Genomic DNA, 16,679 nt, shown 5'->3' on the forward strand with positions numbered 1-16,679 from the left:
CGCCCTGTCATCCGACGCAGCCCTGCCGCGCTTAACCAAGCCCTTACAATATACATGCCAGCCTGTATATTTAATTAAAAATAGTTACTTAAAAGCAATAGACCAGGCCCGATAAAATGCATACAGAACAATGGCATGATGAGACTTTACCGCTCGGCGATTTCGTCCTCGATAGTGGCACAACGCTGCGCAATGCTCATCTCGCCTATAGCGTTAGCGGCACCCTGAACAGCGCAGGCAACAACCTTGTGGTGCTGCCAACGCACTACGGCGGTGCGATGAAAGCCAACCGCGCCTGGGCCGAGGGCAAACGCAGCCCGCTCAGCAGCGGCGACTACTGCCTGCTAATTCCGGCCTTGTTTGGTAACGGCGAATCGTCGTCGCCAAGTAACGCCTGTGCTGAACAGGCCGGCACGGCGTTTCCGCGTACCACGCTGGCGGATAACGTACGGGCACAGCGGCAACTCATCGCGGCCCGATTCAACGACGCCGGCCCGCGTCTGGTCGCTGGCTGGTCGATGGGCGGCATGCAAGCCCTGCAATGGGGCGCGCTCTATCCCGAGCGCGTCAGGGCCCTGCTCGCCGTTTGTGCGACCGCACAATGCTATCCACACAACGCATTATTTCTTGATGGGGTGAAAGCTGCGCTGCAAGCCGATCCGGCACTGGCAAGCGGCGGTTTTCCGCAACACGGGCTACGCGCCTTCGCGCGTGTGTATGCCGGGTGGGCCTATTCGCAACGCTTCTTTCGCGATGGCGGCTATCGCGCGCTTGGGTTCGAGAGCATGGAAGCGCTCGTCGCGCATTGGGAAACCGATCATCTACGGGCCAACCCGCACAATCTCCTGGCGATGCTCGATACCTGGCAGCAGGGCGATATCGCCGCTATGCCGGGGTTTGGCGAAGATACGGGCGCAGCACTTGCGAGCATCAATGCGCCGACCATCGCCATGCCGTGTCGTAGCGATCTTTACTTCACCGCCGAAGATGCCGCCCGTGATATCGCGCAAATCGCGCAGGGCGAATGTCGCATAATCGAATCGGACTTCGGCCATTGTTCCGGCGGCCCCGGTTACGAGCCCGCATCGACGCGCCTTGTTCTTCAGGCCATGCAGGACCTGCTCGGCGGCGCGGCGTAAGCCTGGTTCAGGCGGCACGCTACAGCGCTTCAGGGGTGCCTTCGAACTGACACTCGAGAAAGTCGATATCGTTTTCCTCGAGTGCGCTGTGAGCCGCATCGAGGGGCACCGCGGCGCCCGTTCCGCCGAGCATGCGCACGCTCTTTAAACCAGACGCCGGCGCGTACCAGCGCCGTGAATTCAGCGACACGAATAGGCATGGATCAGCGCAAAAAAAAAGCCGCCGTGCGAACACGGCGGCTTGATCTTACGCCCGGCCTATGCGATTAGCTGCTTGAGTCGACAGCCTTGGCAAAGATATCCACGCCTTCGTCGATCTGCTCGCGGGTAACGACCAGCGGCGGCAAAAAGCGCACAACCTGCTTGCCAGGGCCGCAGCGCAGCAGGAGCAGACCATGCTTTTCGCATTCCTTGGCGACCTTCTCGGCGCGTGCGCCATCCGGCTTGCCGTCCTTCTGGAACTCGACGCCGACCATCAGGCCCTTACCGCGGACATCGCCGATGCCATCATCCTTGTCGGCCAGCAGTTCAAGGCGCTCCTTGAGGTGCGCACCCTGGGTGCCGGCGTTATCCACCAGACCTTCTTCCTCGATGACATCAAGCGTGGCGAGCGCCGCGGCACAGGCCACGACGTTGCCGCCGTAGGTACCGCCCTGCGAACCGGGCAGACCTTTTTCCATGATCTTGCGCGGCGCGGCACAGGCCGATAGCGGGAAACCGCTGGCCAGGCCTTTGGCCGTGACCACGATATCCGGCTCTACATCGAAATGACTGTGCGACCAGAACTTGCCCGTGCGGCCATAGCCGGCCTGCACTTCATCGGCGCCCAGCAACATGCCGTGCTTGTCGCAGCGCTCACGCAGGCCCTGCATGAATTTGGTGTTGGCCGGAATGAAGCCACCCTCACCCTGAATCGGCTCGATCAGCATGCCGGCGGTGTCACTCGGTGCGCTGATCGTCTGCAGGATGTAATCCAGTTCCTGCAAGCAGAATTCGGTCGCCTGATCTTCGGACCAGCCATAACGGAACGCGCTCGGGAACGGCGCGACGATCACGCCGCCCATCAGCGGCTGCAGGCCGGCGGTATACGCGGTACCAGACGTCGTCATCGACGCCGAACCCATGGTGCGGCCATGAAAGCCGCCGTGGAAGACCACGATATTGGGCCGACCCGTTGCGTGACGCATCAACCGCATGGCGGATTCGGCGGCTTCCGTGCCGGCACTGGCATAGAAGATGGAATCGATATCGCCCGGCATCTTGTCGGCCAGACGCGCCGACAGATCCTGAATCGGCTTGTGCAGAATCGTGGTGTACTGACCGTGGATCAGCTTACCGATCTGCTCCTGGGCGGCCGCGACCACTTTCGGATGGCAATGGCCGGTGCTGGTCACGCCGATACCGGCTGTAAAATCCAGGTATCGCTTGCCGTCGGTATCGAACAGGTAGCAGCCTTCGCCGCGATCGACATGGACGTCGGTAGCCTGCTTGAGCAGGGGCGATAGATTGCTCTTGTTGCTTCCTATCATGACGGCACTCCTGGATGGCCTTGTTACAGATTGCGCGCGAGCCTAGACGGGATGAATACGAGTTTCAACGCCTGGACAGACCCCGCCGCGGTATCGTTAGCGAAAAACGTGAAAAATCAAAGAGCGTTGACGATGGCGTCGCCGATTTCGTCGGTGGCGCGTCGTTCGCGCCCGTGTTCAGCCAGATCCGCTGCGACAACTTCACGCAGGCGTTTGCCCGCACGGTCCGCGGCGGGATCCTCGACGCCCATCCATTCCAGCATCATCGCCGTGGTCAGCAGCATCGCGGTCGGCCCGGCCACGTTCTTGCCGGCGATATCCGGCGCACTACCGTGCGTCGGCTCGAACATCGGCGGGCGCGTGCGATCCGATGGATTGATATTCGACGACGGCGACACGCCCATGCCGCCGTTCAACACGGCCGCAAGGTCGGTGAGGATATCGCCGAACAGATTCGATGCCACCACGACGTCGAACGCCCACGGATGGCTGACGAACTTCATGCACGCGGCGTCCACCAGTTCGTGGTGCGTGGCCACGTCGGGGTACTCCTTGGCGATCTCGGCGAACATGTCGGTCCACATGTCCCCCCAGAAACGCTGGGCGTTGCGCTTGGTGACCACACAGACCTGGCTGGCTTTTGCGTCGCGCCCGAAGGTGCGGTCGCGCCCTTCGGCGGCGCGCTCGGCAGCCCGTACGCGTGCCTGTTCGAAGGCATGACGGATAATGCGATCGGTCGCCCGATGCGTGAACAGAGCCACCTGGGTCGCGATTTCGTTTTCGGTGCCCACCGCCAGTCGGCCACCCTGATTGACGTACTCGCCTTCGCTATTTTCGCGGATAACGAGCATGTCGATATCGTTGGCACGCGGATCGGCCAGATACTGCGGGGCGCCCGCCATCGGCCGGCACGGGCGCTCACAACACCACTGATCAAAGCCTTTACGGATTTCCAGCAACGGCGATAGCGATACCGCATCCGAGAGCAGGTAGCGGTTCGGATCGTCGATCGGGCCCGGGTCGCCGAGCGCGCCGAGCAGAATCGCATCGAATTGTTCGAGGCGCTCCAGGTAATCGGCCGGCGCACTCTCGCCATGCTTTTCATGCCAGGCATGAGACGGCCACTCGAACGTCTCGTAGTCGATCGTCAGATCCGGATCGCTCGCCACAAGGGCATCAATCGCGCGGGTGGACTGCGCGATCACTTCCGGGCCAATACCGTCGCCGGGCAGAACCGCGACGCGCCATGTCTTTTTCGTAGTCATGCGCCGCAGGCTATCACTGACTTGTACCCATACGCATGGGTTTGGTCGACAAAGCGGCGTTTTTCTGTTTCCACCGCCACACCATCCGCGCCGGAACGGGGGCCATACGTTCTGAAAAAACGCGACCGAGCTGCTAGCGCATCGCGCGCCGAGCCCTGAAAAACGTCCGCAATAGCGCCGCACTTTCTTCGGCCAATACGCCGCCCACATGCTCGACACGATGGTTCAGGCGCGGCTCGTCGAAAACCGAAAAAATCGAGTGCACCGCGCCCGCACGGAAATCGTCGGCGCCGTACACCACGCGTCCGATACGCGCATGCCCGATCGCCCCGGCACACATGGCACAGGGTTCAAGGGTGACATAGAGCGTAGCGCCAGGCAGCCGATAGTTGCCGACGGCGCGGCAGGCGGCGCGAAGCGCCTGGATTTCAGCATGCGCACTGGCATCGTGTTGCGCGATCGGACAGTTCCATCCCTCGCCAAGCACAGCCCCGTCTCGCACGACCACCGCACCGACGGGCACCTCACCCTCGGTCTGCGCGCGACGTGCCAAATCGAGTGCGCGCTGCATCCACTGCCTGTCGCTCATTTGCATTCTTTCGTCACAACGTGAACACCATTCTAACGGCGGGTTTGCACGCACCATCCATACGGTGCATAACTGCCTACGGCGTGCATCGTATGCACCCAAAAAACTATATACGACTAAAGTCTAATATATGGCTTTTAATGGGCGCGCTACTTCCATCGCCTCACCATTTGAACTGACATTAAATATTGGGCACAACTCATTGGCAGCTATCAGCATTTTTCGAAGAGTCTGTTGGGGATAACGAGACTCGCTGAAGCAGCATAAAGCCTTCATCGACCGTCGAGCGTTAAGGCTCGTTCGATAAGCGTATTGGGGATCTCACAGCACTGCACTTTGCGGCTCCGTGCCGACAAGACGCTGACCGGCCGGAGGGCCGAGCGTTCAGGATCTACGCTGTTGGAAAGGCTTCCCGAGGCGTGCCCGCCGATCACGTAACCGCTCGGGGAGAGCATCCATGAAGACCTTGCACTCACGCTATCTGATGCCGTCGGCACTGTCGGCAGTCACCGTATTTGCGTTCGCCGCGCCGGCCCACGCTTTCGAATTCAAGGTATCCGGTCAGGTCGACCGTGCCGCGATCGCCGCCGACAACGGTGAAGACCGGGATATCGGCTTCGTCGACAACGTCGGCTCCAACAGCCGTTTCCGTTTCACCGGCGCCCAGGATCTCGACAACGGCTACAACATCGGTTTCGCCTATGAAATCGGCCTGAACGAAAACCCATCCACCTCTTTCGACGTCAACAACGGCGGCGGCAGCGAAGACGACTTCCTCGACAACCGTCTTGCCAATGTCTATGTCGAAGGCGATTTCGGTCGCTTCACGTTCGGCAAGCTCGATGGCGCGGCCAACGGCTCGTCCGAGCTCAACTATAGCGGCACCATGTATCTCGGCGGTGGCCAGGGTATTTCCATGTATGCCGGCGGCGTGAGCTTCCTCGACGATGAAGGCCGCGTGATCACCAATCTGTCGGCAGCCTCCAACCACTTCGACGGTATTTCGCGCCAGAACGGTGTGCGCTACGACACGCCCAGCCTGGGCGGCGCCGTGCTGTCTGCTTCGCTGGACAACGGCCATGCCTATGAACTGGCCGCCCGCTACGAAACCCCGTTCGCCGATGGCGGCAAGGCCGGTTTCGTGCTCTCGCATCTCGATACCCAAGACCAGGATTTCGATATCGAGCCCGACGGTACCGTCAACGACAACAGCCCGCGTTTCCAGGAAACCGGTGGCACCGGTTCTTTGCTGCTGCCCTCCGGCATTACCCTGACGGCCTCCTACAAGCAGCGCGACTACATGGCTGAAGACCGGGCCACCGCAGAAAACTATTTCGGTGGCGTGGGTTACGTGCTCGACAAGCACCACTTCGAAGCCAGCTACATGCAGACCAACGACCTGGCCGGCGATGGCAGCAAGGGCCGCAGCTACGGTCTGGCCTATGTCTATGACGTGATCGACAGCGTCGAGCTGTTCGCCTCCTATCATCACCTGACGCTGGACGATGCGAGCTACAGCTATACCGAAACCGACGCAGCCGGGGATGACATCAACATCACCGCCACCGGCGACGCCCAGGATCTTGATATCCTGTACGTTGGCACCCGCCTGAAATTCCTCTAAAGCCGAGTCGAAGACCGTATGCAGCACTCTATGAAAACCGCGGCCTCCGGTCTTTGTGTCGCCCTGTGCAGCCTGCTTATTGCAGGCTGCGCTGGCACCGGCACGCGCGAGCCCGTCAACTACAATCGGTTACCGGGGTCGGGCGACCAGATGGCCGAAGGGCCGGGGTTGATGAGTCCCGCTCGGGGCGACGATTACGATGACGGCGTTCGTGTCTACTCGGACGATGCATCGAAGCCGGCGTTGATCAATCGGGATGACCGGGCGCGGCAAACGGCCGGACAGCCCCGCGCGGCCGACGACGTTGGGACAACCGCCGTATCGGCGCCGAGTGCCGCGCAGGAGCAGGAATTTTCCGATTACGAGGCCTATCAGCGTTTCCGGAACATGCCGAAAGACTCGCCTGAATACCAGCGTTTCAAGGACTGGCAGGAATGGAAGCAGTACCAGCAATGGAAAAACAGCCAGCAACGCTAGTACTCGCTGATTTTGAATAGCGAAGCATAGGTCGATCGATCGCGCGGGGATTGTCTGAACCGTCGGTCGATCGACCTTTTTTATGCGCTTCGGGCTACGTTGCGACTCGGCTTGCAGCGACACACCGGCTCTGCCAAAACCCATCCCAATGCCACAAGCGCGCACAGACGTTCTTCAGGTAACCGCCGCAGCATCCCGCCCTGCTCAACGACCGACGCTCTCTCTCGGCACCAGACCTCGCCCTGGCTAGCACCTTAACGACCTTATTCGGTCTTTCGTCGGCCCAGTTGCACGCCGACCCGCGGGCCGCATGCGTCAAAGCGCCTGCGCGGGCTGTCGCGCTGCCCGCATGTGGTGAAACAAGCCAACGGCCATCAACAGTCCGATGCCGGCAATATCAGTCCAGGACCCCGGCTTGAGCATCAACAGCGCACCGGCGAGCATCACCAGTCGCTCATACCAGGTCATACGAATCTTGAAGTAACCCTGAGTGGCGGCCACGAATGCGAGCATGCCGACCAGTGCCGTGACGATCACCCACGCAGCGTAGTACCAGTTGCTGACGTTATACAGCAGCAACTCGGGGTTGAAGAAGAACATGAACGGCAGGATCGCCGTGCGCAGATCGTAGATAAACCCCTGTACGCCGGTGGCGATCGGATCGGCCCGCGAGATGGCCGCAGCCGCATAGGCAGCCAGACCGACCGGGGGCGTATCGTCGGCAAGAATGCCGAAATAAAACACGAACAGATGCACGGCCACCAACGGCACATCCATACCCGCGGCCGCGGCGAGGCTGGAGATCACCGGCGCGACCAGCGCGGCCATGACAATATAGTTCGCCGTCGTGGGCAGGCCGATACCCAGAATCAGCGACGTGATCGCCGACAGAATCAGCACGATCCAGATATTGCCGCCCGAAAGCACATCGAGCACCTGGGTCAGGCCGTAGCCAAGATTGGTCATCGTGACCATGCCGACGATGATGCCGGCGGCGGCGGTGGCCACGGCGATCGTGGTCATGTTGCGCGCGCCCAGTTCCAGGCCGGCGACGATGGCGCGCAGGCCCTGCCACAGGCCGCCCACCAAGCCGCCGTCGCTCTTCACGCCCTTGACCGTTTCCTGTACCAGAATCAGACCCGCGAGTACGACGGTGGCATTGAGCGCACTGCGCTCGGGGGTGAGATTGGCCCACATCAGCTCGTAGAGCAGAAATGCCACCGGAATCAGGTAGTGGATGCCCTTGATGAAGGTGGGCCAGAACGGCGGCAGTTCGGAACGTGGTAGCCCCTCGAGCCCGAGCTTGAGTGCTTCCAGATGCACCACGTAGAGCAGGCCGAGATACGTCAGTACCGCCGGCACGAGCGCATAGACGATGAGCTGCGAATACGGCACATCGATAAAGGTGGCCATGATGAACGCGGCCGCGCCCATGATGGGCGGCATGAGTTGGCCGTTCACCGACGCAGCCACTTCGGTCGCACCCGCCTTGACTGCCGGATAGCCCACCTTTGTCATCAACGGAATGGTGAACGTGCCGGTCGTGACGGTATTCGCCGTCGACGAACCCGAGATCACGCCGGTCAACAGGCTGGCCACCACCGATGCCTTGGCCGGTCCACCACGGAACGTGCCCAGGCCGCTGTACGCCAGGTCGACGAAATACTGACCTGCCCCGGCCTTGTCGAGCAGCGCGCCAAAGAGTACGAACAGAAACACGAAGGTCGCAGAGACCTGGATCGGCGTGCCCCAGATCCCCTCAGTGGTGATATAGAGCTGCTGGATGATCTCCGACCATTGATAGCCGTTGTGCAGATAGATCACGTCAGGCGGCGTCAGCGGAATGATGCCGGCCGGACCGGTCACGCCGTACAGGACAACGATCGCGGCGATGATGGGCAGCGCGAAACCCAGCAAGCGTACCGAAGCAACGGCCAGAAACAGCATCAGCGCCGAGCCGACCCAGACATCGCGCGTTTCGGGCAGCCCGCCCTGAATCATCACGATGTTGTAGTAGTTGAACAGAATATAGAGCGCGCTGGCGACGCTGGCGGCGGCCAGAATCCAGTCGTACCAAGGGATACGATCAAGCGGCCCGCCCTTGCGCGGATAGGCCAGAAACGCCAGCGCAAAGCCGAATGCGAGATGGATCGAGCCTATTTTCTGCGGGTTGAGCGTGCCGAAATAACTCGCATAGAGCTGAAACAGACTCCACGCCACCGCGATCGCCACCAGCAACCAGCGTTGCCAATTCAAGGCCGGCTCACGCCCACCGTATTCGGTGGCCTTGACGATGTCTTCAGCTTCTCGCGATACGTGTTCGCTCATCGCTCGTTCCTGCCATTCAAAGGCGGCGCCGGTTGCACGCGGCCCAAACGTGAAAACCCCGACCGCAGGGGCCGGGGTTCAATCATCCTGTTGCGCTAAGGCCGGTCGATCACGACGACGGCAGCAGGCTATCCTTGACGTCGATGTTCTGTTCCTTGAAGAACTTCACCGCGCCCGAGTGCAACGGAATGGACATGCCTTCCAGAGCGCTGTCGAGCGTGAAGTACTTCTTCAGGTTCGGATTGGCGATATCGTTATAGAACGCGTCCTTCTTTTCGTTGAAGACGGTGTTCATGAACTGGTAGACGGCATCTTCCGACAAATCCGACGAAGTCACGAGCATCGCCTTGAGCGTGACCGCGCTCGCCGAGCCCATATTCGGATAGGTCCCTTCGGGAATATCGATACGGGTATAGAACGGATACTTGGCGTTCAATTCCTCGATCTTTTCCGGTGCGACCGAAACCAGTTCGATCGGCGCGGTCTGGGCGGCCTCCGTGATCGCCGAGGCGCCCAACCCCACGGTATAGAACATGGCATCGATCTGGCCGTCGCGCAGCAGACCGACGGCACTGCCCGCGCTGCCGCGTACCGGCGCTTTCAGGTCGTCGATGCTCATATCGAAAGCGCCGAACAGGTTCTTGACGTCCTGTTCCGTGCCGGAGCCGATATCGCCGACATAGACGCGCTTGCCTTTCATATCGGCCAGCGTCTTGATGTCCGCGTCCTTGCGCGCGAGCACCTGGATGGTTTCCGGATAGAGCACGGCGACGCCGCGCAGGTTGTCGACCGGCTTGCCCTCGAATGCTTCCACGCCACTGCCGTTGTAGGCGTAGTAGGCGACGTTGTTCTGGCTTACACCCATCTGCAGCTGACCAGCGCCCACGGCACGGTCGTTGAACACCGAACCGCCGGTTGAACGTGCGTTGGCCCGGATGTCGATACCGGCTTCGTTGACGATCTTGGCCATGCCGACCGCGGTCGGATAGTACAAACCGGTGGTCGAGCCCGAACCGATGGTGATGAACGTACGCGCACTTGCAGCCTGGGCAACGCCCAGCACCAGCGTGGCGACGGCAAGCGTCTTGAGAATTCGCGTGAACATGGCGATGAAAGCCCCCTGAGAAATAACGTGGTACCGGTCGCAGGTCGCGACGCGGCGGTCAATCGAGTCTAGCCAAGGCCACGATAAACGCAAGGAGCGGGCCAGGATGAGAGCACCCCGAGCCTGTGCCGGAATATCACGCTGAAATCGCTTTTAATCCAACCATTTCAACGGCCTGATCCGCCAACCGCTCACGTAGAAAATCGACACAGAGACGCACCTTGGGTGCGACGAATCGACGATGCGGATACATGGCATGAATATGTGCACAGGCCAGCGGATGCGCATCCAGCACCACCTCGAGACGCCCGGCGGCGAGGTCCGCCTGTACGTCCCAGATCGATTTCAGCACCAATCCGGCGCCCTGCACTGCCCATAAATGCGCAATCTCGCCATCGTTGCTCGCGAATGCACCATTCACGCGCACGCTGGTGCCATCGGCAAACTGCCAGACCGCCAGCGCCGGCTCGCCCATGAGTACACAATCGTGGTGCACGAGCTCCTGTGGATCAGCCGGCCGTCCACGCCGGTCCAGATAGTCGGGCGAGGCGCAGATCACGCGCCGATTTGGGGCCAGCTCGCGAGCGATGAGGCTCGAATCGGCCAGCGTGCCGAAGCGCACCGCCAGATCGAAACCGCCGTCGACAATGTTCACGACGGCATCGCTGGCGTGCAGACGCACACGCACACCCTCGTGCAAGCGCTGAAACTCATAGAGCAACGGCGACAGCCGCCGTGCGAATGCCACGGTCGATGTGACGCGCAATTCGCCGCTGGCCGCACGCGCGCCAACCGCCGCCTGCGTTTCGGCATCGTCGATATCGGCAAGAATGCGCAGGCAGCGCGCATGAAACGCCGCCCCTTCGTCAGTCAAAGCCAGGCTACGCGTCGTACGGTTGATCAACCGTACGCCCAGACGCTGCTCGAGCGCCGCCAGGCGCCGGCTCACTACCGCCGGCGAGAGTCCCAGCTCACGCGCTGCCGCAGACAGGCTGCCTGCTTCCACAACATGCACGAAAACGCGCATCTGTATGAGTTCATCGGCCATAGCCGCCCCGCCACCTCGTTATCGAAAGCGATGGATTATTGCACGGCGCACAACAAACCATTCTCTTTTACGCGGGTTGGCCGCAAACCAAACAAAACCCAGTATTGAGGAGATGACGGCGCAGACGCGCTGCACCGTCGCAAGCCGGCATGCGGTTCGCGCACGCCGGCCACTGACGGCGCAATTCGAAAAGGCAGTCGAGCTTGATCACCGCCACGGCACACACAACATTCAAACCAACGACGACACCACGCAGGTTTCTTATGCATATCGATCTCAGTAACAAGACCGCCCTGGTCACCGGCTCGACCCATGGCATCGGCTTCGCCATCGCTACCGGGCTGGCCCGCGCCGGTGCCACGGTCATCGTCAACGGCCGCAAACCCGATCGTGTCGATACCGCCCTGGCTAAACTGCGCGATATCGTTCCCGGCACGGACGCGCGCGGCGTTGCCGCTGATCTGGGCACCGCCGAAGGCTGCAAGACGCTCGTCGACGCCGAGCCGCGCGTCGATATTCTCGTCAACAACCTCGGCATCTTCGGGCCCAAGGATTTCTACGAGATCCCGGATGAGGAATGGCAACAGTTCTTTGACGTCAACATCATGTCCGGCGTACGCCTGTCACGTGCCTATACGCCGGCTATGGTCGAGGCCGGCTGGGGACGTGTGGTTTTCATGTCCTCCGAGTCCGGGCTCAACATCTCGGACGAGATGCTGCATTACGGTATGACCAAAACCGCCAACCTGTCGGTTTCGCGCGGTCTGGCCAAGCGCCTTGCCGGCACGGGCGTCACCGTTAACGCCGTGCTGCCTGGCCCCACGCTTTCCGAAGGCGTCCAGGCCATGCTCGCTGATAAACAAGCCGAAAGCGGCAAGTCGATGGAAGAAGTGGCTGCCGAATTCGTGCAACAAGCACGCCCGAGCTCCATCATCCAACGCGCCGCCAAAGTAGAAGAAGTCGCCAACATGGTCATCTATGCAGTGTCCGAACAGGCCTCTGCCACCACGGGCGCGGCCCTGCGCGTTGACGGCGGCGTGGTCGACAGCATCGCTTGATGCCTGGTCGCGGGCCCCGCCCGGGCAAGAGCCCGTGCCGGCCTCCGGCACGGGCTAATAAATCGCGTCGATTCACGACACGCGATTCAGCGAACGGCTTGTTGCCGCCTCTTCAGGAGCGTCCGATATGACGGCGGGCCAATAAGCCGGCAAGTCAACGTATCCGCGTCCGAAGGCGCGCATTCGAACGAGCGGCCAGACCGCGCCGTAGTATCCGATACCGACACACCAGATACGCTTTGAGCTAGCACCGACGTCGCCGTTACGCCGGTTGCTGCACCGATCGCCGCATTTAGCGTACTCGCCTCAACAAGTCCGGTATTCACCTCGAACGCCCTCACGCCATATCACCAACCCTGTGTACCGGGCTCGCCCTTGAACGGGCCGACGATATCGGGTGTCACCCAGCCGCCGTAGAAACCGCCGGGCTGGGCAAAGGCGCGCTGGCCGTCGACGCGGCAATCCAGGCGATCACAGTAGAAAGCGATACAGCCTGCAATCGCGGCGAATCGATCGCGTGCATCAGGGTAACTCCAGGCAGCGCGGGCCACGCGACGCTGGCCGTCGGTAACGTGCCAGTAGCGCGCCGTGCCCTTCCATTCGCAGAAGCTTTGGGCATCGACGGCGACCAGGGCATCGAAATCCACCGTGTCGGGCGGCAGATAGTAGGTGGGCGCGCCCGCGGTTTCGAGCACGCGAAACGCAGCCCTTGTGCTGGCGATCACCCGTGCACCGAGCCGTACTTCAATGCGCTTGTCGCAGGTCAGTATTGCAGGTGGGCGCGGATAATCCCAGACCGATTCCTGGCCCGGCCCGGGTTGGATGGCAAACGGCGGGCGTTCGCCGCCGCGATAGTGCCAACCGACGGTTTTGTCGTTGTTCGTTAGCGTCACAAAAGAATCGCGCTGGCCAGAAACAGCATCAAACCCATGCCGAGGATATCGGTGAAGGTGGTCAGAAAGATACTGCTGGCCATGGCCGGGTCGGCCCCGAAGCGCTTGAGCGTAAGCGGCACAATCACGCCAAAAATACCGCTGCCGGTACAGGCGCCGACCATGGCGACAAGGATGACAAGCCCCAGCATGAACGCATTGGGCTCGCCCGAGTACGAGGCATAGAGCCACATCGCAAGCCCTGCGACCACGCCGACCACTACCCCGTTCAGAGCGCCGAGCAATATCTCCTTACGCAACAGTTTGCGGACCGGATACTCATCGAGTTGGCCCAGTGTGAGGCCGCGCAAGGTGATAGCGAGCGCCTGGCAGCCGGTGTTACCACTCTGCCCGGCCAGTACCGGCAGGAATGCGGCCAGGGCAACGATCTGGGTGATCGTGTCTTCGAACATGCTGACCACGAACGCCGCCGCGAATGCAGTCAGCAGATTCACCTGCAACCAGGGGTGGCGCATGCGAAACGCGCCCAGAATGGGCGTCGTGACCTGCTCTTCGCGCGAAACACCCACCTGGGCGCCGGCTTGGCCAGTGACTTCCACCACAACGCGCTGGAATAACTGCCATCCGCGCACGCAGCCCAGCAAGCGCCCCGCGTCGTCGACTGCCGGATAAACTGGATAATGCCGGGCAAGCGCGGCGCGCACCGCCGCATCCACGCCGGTACCGCTTTTAAAAGCAAACGGCTCACGCACCATGATGTCGGCCAACGGCTGGCCGGGTTTTGCGAGCACGATATCGCGCATACCGACCACGCCGACCAGTTTTTCGCCATCGACGATGAAGATATAGGTGATCTCGGCGACCGCTTCGCTCTGCACCAGAAAAGCGACGGCCTCGGCGGCCGTCTTGGTGGAATCAAGCACCGCGGGCGCCGGCTGTAACAGTTCGTCGATCGCCGCATCGATGTCGGACGCGGCGGCCTCGGTCGCGTCGTCTTTGGACTGGGCATTAGCGGCCCCCGGTAGCTGAGCAGCCACCGCAAGGGCCTCATCGTGCGGCATCTGACCAAGCAAAGTTTTGATCTGTTCGGGAGGCAACCGGCCAAGCGTACGGGCGGCCTCATCGGGGCTCTGACCATCGACCGCATCGCGGGCAGATTCTGAAGATTGGGGCGCGGCCATGAACACCTCGGTACAGCGGGCGCTGCTGTTAACAATCGGTTGCTCATTATTAGGTCGCGCACCAGTTTTAATACAAGCACTTTGCGCTGCATCTTGGACGACGTTTCGCACAGGCGATGTATTTTCCTTGGTGCACGAGCGTTAGGCACTATGGCGCTGTCTACCGCCGACGAGTGATCCATGCAGCTACCCGACTACGACGATGTTTGCCGCGCGCATGAGCGCATTGCCCCTTGGATTCATCGCACGCCGATACTCACTAGCGCGACCTTCGATGCCATGACCGGCGCGCGGCTGTTCTTCAAGTGCGAGAACTTTCAGAAGACCGGCGCCTTCAAGTCACGCGGCGCGGTCAATGCCGTGTTCGGCCTTGAAGAGGCCGATGCCCAACGTGGCGTCGCCACCCATTCGAGCGGCAATCACGGCATGGCGCTGGCACGCGCGGCCGCCTGTCGCGGTATCGAGTGCACGGTGGTCATGCCGGAAACCGCGCCGCGCGCCAAAGTGGATGCCGTACGCGGCTACGGTGGCCAAGTCGTGTTCTGCGCACCGCGCAATACCGCACGGCAACAAACTCTGGACGAGATCGTTGCCGCGAGCGGCGCCAACGTCGTACCACCTTACGACGACGCCCGCGTCATCGCCGGCCAGGGCACCTGCGCCAAGGAACTGCTCGAGGACGTTGAAGATCTGGATATCGTCATCGCCCCCATCGGCGGCGGCGGGCTGATCAGCGGCACCGCGCTGAGCTGTCGCGCTCTGTCGCCACACACGCAGGTGCTGGCCGGCGAGCCGGCCAATGCGGATGATGCGTACCGTTCGGTCAAGGCTGGCGAACGTCTCGTCGAAGACGCCCCCGATACGATTGCAGACGGCCTGAAAGCGTCGCTGGGGGAATTGAACTGGGGCATCGTCATACGCGATGTCGACGACATTCTGCTGGCTAGCGAAGAGGCGATCATCGAAACCATGCGCCTGATCTGGCAGCGCATGAAGATTATCGTGGAACCGTCCTGCGCGGTGCCGCTGGCCGCGATCTTGCATCATCCCGAACGCTTTGCAGATCAACGCGTCGGCGTGATTCTGACCGGAGGCAACGTCGATCTGGAGCGCCTGCCCTGGCTATAGGCGATCCATGAAAATCAGGGGGAGATAAAAAATGAATGACTCCACGCAAGACAAAGACAACGCCCGGCCGATGACTTTCATTCCGGGGATCCCGCTCTGGGCCCAGATTCTGGCGGGCTTGGTGCTGGGCGCGATCGCCGGTGCGCTGCTCGGCGATAACGCGAGCCTGCTCAAGCCACTGGGCGATATCTTCATCAGCGCCATCAAGATGCTGATCGTGCCGCTGGTGTTTTCGACCCTGGTCGTCGGTATTACCGGCATGGGCGACCCGCAGAAGATGGGCCGAATCGGCCTGCGTACCATCGCGCTCTATCTTTTCACGACCGCGTTCGCGATCGCGATAGGCCTGCTGGCCTCGACGATCTTTCAGCCCGGTGTGGGAGTCGATCTGCCGTTCGAGTCGTCGGTGGATGCAAAAGAAGCCCCTTCGATGGTCGACATTCTGGTGGGCCTGGTACCACAGAATCCGATCGATGCGCTGGCCGAAGGTAATATCCTGCAAATCATCGTCTTTGCGATCGGCCTGGCGATTTCGCTCACGCTGATCGGCGAACGCGGCGCGCCGCTCACGCGCATCTTCGAAAGCTTTGCCGAGGCGATGTACAAGCTTACCGAAATCGTGATGGCCTTCGCGCCGTTCGGCGTGTTCGGGCTGATCGCCAATGTCGCGGGCCAGTACGGCTTGGATGTGCTCATCCCGCTGGCCAAGGTAATCGGCGTGGCGTATCTGGCCTGCGTGGTACACGTGCTCGTGGTGTATACCGGGCTGATCGCCCTGCTTGGCCGCCTCAATCCGGTTCGTTATTTTCGCGGCAGTATCGATGCCCTGGTCGTGGCCTACTCATCGGCTTCGTCCTCGGGCACCCTGCCGGTATCGCTACGCTGCGCCCAGGACAACTTCGGCGTATCGCGCGGCGTGGCCGGTTTCGTGCTACCGGTGGGCGCGACCATCAACATGGACGGCACTGCTCTCTACCAGGGCGTGGTGGCCCTGTTCGTTGCCCAGTTCGTGGGTATCGATCTGTCGTGGGCGGACTACGGCATGATCATTCTTACCGGCACGCTGGCCTCGATCGGCACCGCCGGCGTGCCCGGCGCGGGGCTGGTGATGCTGTCGATCGTACTCACCCAGGTCGGCCTGCCACTGGAAGCGGTCGGCGTGGTCGCGGGCATCGACCGGATTCTGGATATGGCACGTACCAGCGTGAACGTGGCCGGCGATCTGATGGTCACGATTCTCGTGGCCAAGAGCGAAGGCGAGCTCGACGAAAACATCTACAACCAGCGTATCGAACGCTAGTCGTACCGGGCGGGC

Annotated in this window: 14 protein-coding genes; 6 read left to right on the forward strand and 8 right to left on the reverse strand. The window is 61.5% G+C overall.

All coding sequences use genetic code 11. The annotated features are described in order from the left end of the window. Nucleotides 1-116: 116 nt before the first annotated feature. Nucleotides 117-1,139 carry an alpha/beta fold hydrolase gene (locus SSPSH_RS12565; protein WP_006912127.1) on the forward strand — a complete coding sequence of 341 codons (1,023 nt, stop codon included), beginning with the start codon at nucleotides 117-119 and terminating at the stop codon, nucleotides 1,137-1,139. Nucleotides 1,140-1,405: 266 nt separating this feature from the next. Here SSPSH_RS12565 and SSPSH_RS12570 read toward each other — a convergent pair whose 3' ends face one another. The 3 genes from SSPSH_RS12570 to tadA form a co-directional block, all read right to left on the reverse strand. Continuing rightward, the gene (locus SSPSH_RS12570) at nucleotides 1,406-2,668 is read right to left on the reverse strand and encodes an aspartate aminotransferase family protein (protein WP_006912125.1); all 1,263 of its coding nucleotides are present in this window, start codon (nucleotides 2,666-2,668) and stop codon (nucleotides 1,406-1,408) included. Between the two features lie 116 nt (nucleotides 2,669-2,784). Next, complete coding sequence (locus SSPSH_RS12575; RefSeq protein ID WP_006912124.1) at nucleotides 2,785-3,933, reverse strand: isocitrate/isopropylmalate dehydrogenase family protein; 1,149 nt, start codon at nucleotides 3,931-3,933, stop codon at nucleotides 2,785-2,787. Between the two features lie 133 nt (nucleotides 3,934-4,066). Then, complete coding sequence (gene tadA / locus SSPSH_RS12580) at nucleotides 4,067-4,522, reverse strand: tRNA adenosine(34) deaminase TadA (protein WP_206772395.1); 456 nt, start codon at nucleotides 4,520-4,522, stop codon at nucleotides 4,067-4,069. A gap of 457 nt (nucleotides 4,523-4,979) precedes the next feature. Between tadA and SSPSH_RS12585 the strand changes: the two genes are divergently transcribed. Further along, nucleotides 4,980-6,146: a porin gene (locus tag SSPSH_RS12585; RefSeq protein ID WP_006912122.1), complete on the forward strand. Its 1,167-nt coding sequence runs from the start codon at nucleotides 4,980-4,982 to the stop codon at nucleotides 6,144-6,146. 30 nt (nucleotides 6,147-6,176) lie between these two features. Next, nucleotides 6,177-6,623: a hypothetical protein gene (locus tag SSPSH_RS12590; RefSeq protein ID WP_040608145.1), complete on the forward strand. Its 447-nt coding sequence runs from the start codon at nucleotides 6,177-6,179 to the stop codon at nucleotides 6,621-6,623. A 315-nt stretch (nucleotides 6,624-6,938) separates the two neighbouring features. Here SSPSH_RS12590 and SSPSH_RS12595 read toward each other — a convergent pair whose 3' ends face one another. From SSPSH_RS12595 to SSPSH_RS12605, 3 genes are all read right to left on the reverse strand, one after another. Further along, a complete protein-coding gene (locus SSPSH_RS12595) occupies nucleotides 6,939-8,951 on the reverse strand; it encodes a TRAP transporter permease (RefSeq protein WP_006912120.1) in 2,013 nt (670 codons plus the stop codon). Nucleotides 8,952-9,060: 109 nt separating this feature from the next. Beyond that, nucleotides 9,061-10,056: a TAXI family TRAP transporter solute-binding subunit gene (locus tag SSPSH_RS12600; RefSeq protein WP_006912119.1), complete on the reverse strand. Its 996-nt coding sequence runs from the start codon at nucleotides 10,054-10,056 to the stop codon at nucleotides 9,061-9,063. A 136-nt stretch (nucleotides 10,057-10,192) separates the two neighbouring features. After that, entirely contained in the window at nucleotides 10,193-11,104 is a 912-nt protein-coding gene (locus SSPSH_RS12605) for a LysR family transcriptional regulator (protein ID WP_006912118.1), read from the reverse strand. 263 nt (nucleotides 11,105-11,367) lie between these two features. On the opposite strand from SSPSH_RS12605, the gene SSPSH_RS12610 reads away from it, so the two are divergent. Continuing rightward, a complete protein-coding gene (locus tag SSPSH_RS12610) occupies nucleotides 11,368-12,162 on the forward strand; it encodes an SDR family NAD(P)-dependent oxidoreductase (RefSeq protein ID WP_006912117.1) in 795 nt (264 codons plus the stop codon). Between the two features lie 347 nt (nucleotides 12,163-12,509). On the opposite strand, the gene SSPSH_RS12615 is transcribed toward SSPSH_RS12610, so the two are convergent. Both SSPSH_RS12615 and SSPSH_RS12620 read right to left on the reverse strand, forming a co-directional pair. Further along, nucleotides 12,510-13,055 carry a DUF427 domain-containing protein gene (locus tag SSPSH_RS12615; RefSeq protein WP_006912116.1) on the reverse strand — a complete coding sequence of 182 codons (546 nt, stop codon included), beginning with the start codon at nucleotides 13,053-13,055 and terminating at the stop codon, nucleotides 12,510-12,512. Further along, a complete protein-coding gene (locus tag SSPSH_RS12620) occupies nucleotides 13,052-14,236 on the reverse strand; it encodes a magnesium transporter (RefSeq protein WP_006912115.1) in 1,185 nt (394 codons plus the stop codon). Before SSPSH_RS12620 ends, SSPSH_RS12615 begins: the two co-directional genes overlap by 4 nt. A gap of 180 nt (nucleotides 14,237-14,416) precedes the next feature. Here SSPSH_RS12620 and bhcB point away from each other — a divergent pair, with 180 nt between their 5' ends. Both bhcB and SSPSH_RS12630 read left to right on the forward strand, forming a co-directional pair. Continuing rightward, nucleotides 14,417-15,364: a beta-hydroxyaspartate dehydratase BhcB gene (gene bhcB, locus SSPSH_RS12625; RefSeq protein ID WP_006912114.1), complete on the forward strand. Its 948-nt coding sequence runs from the start codon at nucleotides 14,417-14,419 to the stop codon at nucleotides 15,362-15,364. A 31-nt stretch (nucleotides 15,365-15,395) separates the two neighbouring features. Continuing rightward, entirely contained in the window at nucleotides 15,396-16,664 is a 1,269-nt protein-coding gene (locus tag SSPSH_RS12630; protein ID WP_021031763.1) for a dicarboxylate/amino acid:cation symporter, read from the forward strand. Nucleotides 16,665-16,679: the final 15 nt, after the last annotated feature.

The organism is Salinisphaera shabanensis E1L3A (assembly GCF_000215955.2).
Lineage (GTDB): Bacteria > Pseudomonadota > Gammaproteobacteria > Nevskiales > Salinisphaeraceae > Salinisphaera > Salinisphaera shabanensis.

Excerpts from the sequence above, each read along its gene's own strand:
- SSPSH_RS12565 (WP_006912127.1), top strand. The coding sequence starts at position 117 with ATGCATACAGAACAATGGCATGATGAGACTTTACCGCTCGGCGATTTC.
- SSPSH_RS12570 (WP_006912125.1), bottom strand. The coding sequence starts at position 2,668 with ATGATAGGAAGCAACAAGAGCAATCTATCGCCCCTGCTCAAGCAGGCT.
- SSPSH_RS12575 (WP_006912124.1), bottom strand. The coding sequence starts at position 3,933 with ATGACTACGAAAAAGACATGGCGCGTCGCGGTTCTGCCCGGCGACGGT.
- tadA (WP_206772395.1), bottom strand. The coding sequence starts at position 4,522 with ATGAGCGACAGGCAGTGGATGCAGCGCGCACTCGATTTGGCACGTCGC.
- SSPSH_RS12585 (WP_006912122.1), top strand. The coding sequence starts at position 4,980 with ATGAAGACCTTGCACTCACGCTATCTGATGCCGTCGGCACTGTCGGCA.
- SSPSH_RS12590 (WP_040608145.1), top strand. The coding sequence starts at position 6,177 with ATGAAAACCGCGGCCTCCGGTCTTTGTGTCGCCCTGTGCAGCCTGCTT.
- SSPSH_RS12595 (WP_006912120.1), bottom strand. The coding sequence starts at position 8,951 with ATGAGCGAACACGTATCGCGAGAAGCTGAAGACATCGTCAAGGCCACC.
- SSPSH_RS12600 (WP_006912119.1), bottom strand. The coding sequence starts at position 10,056 with ATGTTCACGCGAATTCTCAAGACGCTTGCCGTCGCCACGCTGGTGCTG.
- SSPSH_RS12605 (WP_006912118.1), bottom strand. The coding sequence starts at position 11,104 with ATGGCCGATGAACTCATACAGATGCGCGTTTTCGTGCATGTTGTGGAA.
- SSPSH_RS12610 (WP_006912117.1), top strand. The coding sequence starts at position 11,368 with ATGCATATCGATCTCAGTAACAAGACCGCCCTGGTCACCGGCTCGACC.
- SSPSH_RS12620 (WP_006912115.1), bottom strand. The coding sequence starts at position 14,236 with ATGGCCGCGCCCCAATCTTCAGAATCTGCCCGCGATGCGGTCGATGGT.
- bhcB (WP_006912114.1), top strand. The coding sequence starts at position 14,417 with ATGCAGCTACCCGACTACGACGATGTTTGCCGCGCGCATGAGCGCATT.
- SSPSH_RS12630 (WP_021031763.1), top strand. The coding sequence starts at position 15,396 with ATGAATGACTCCACGCAAGACAAAGACAACGCCCGGCCGATGACTTTC.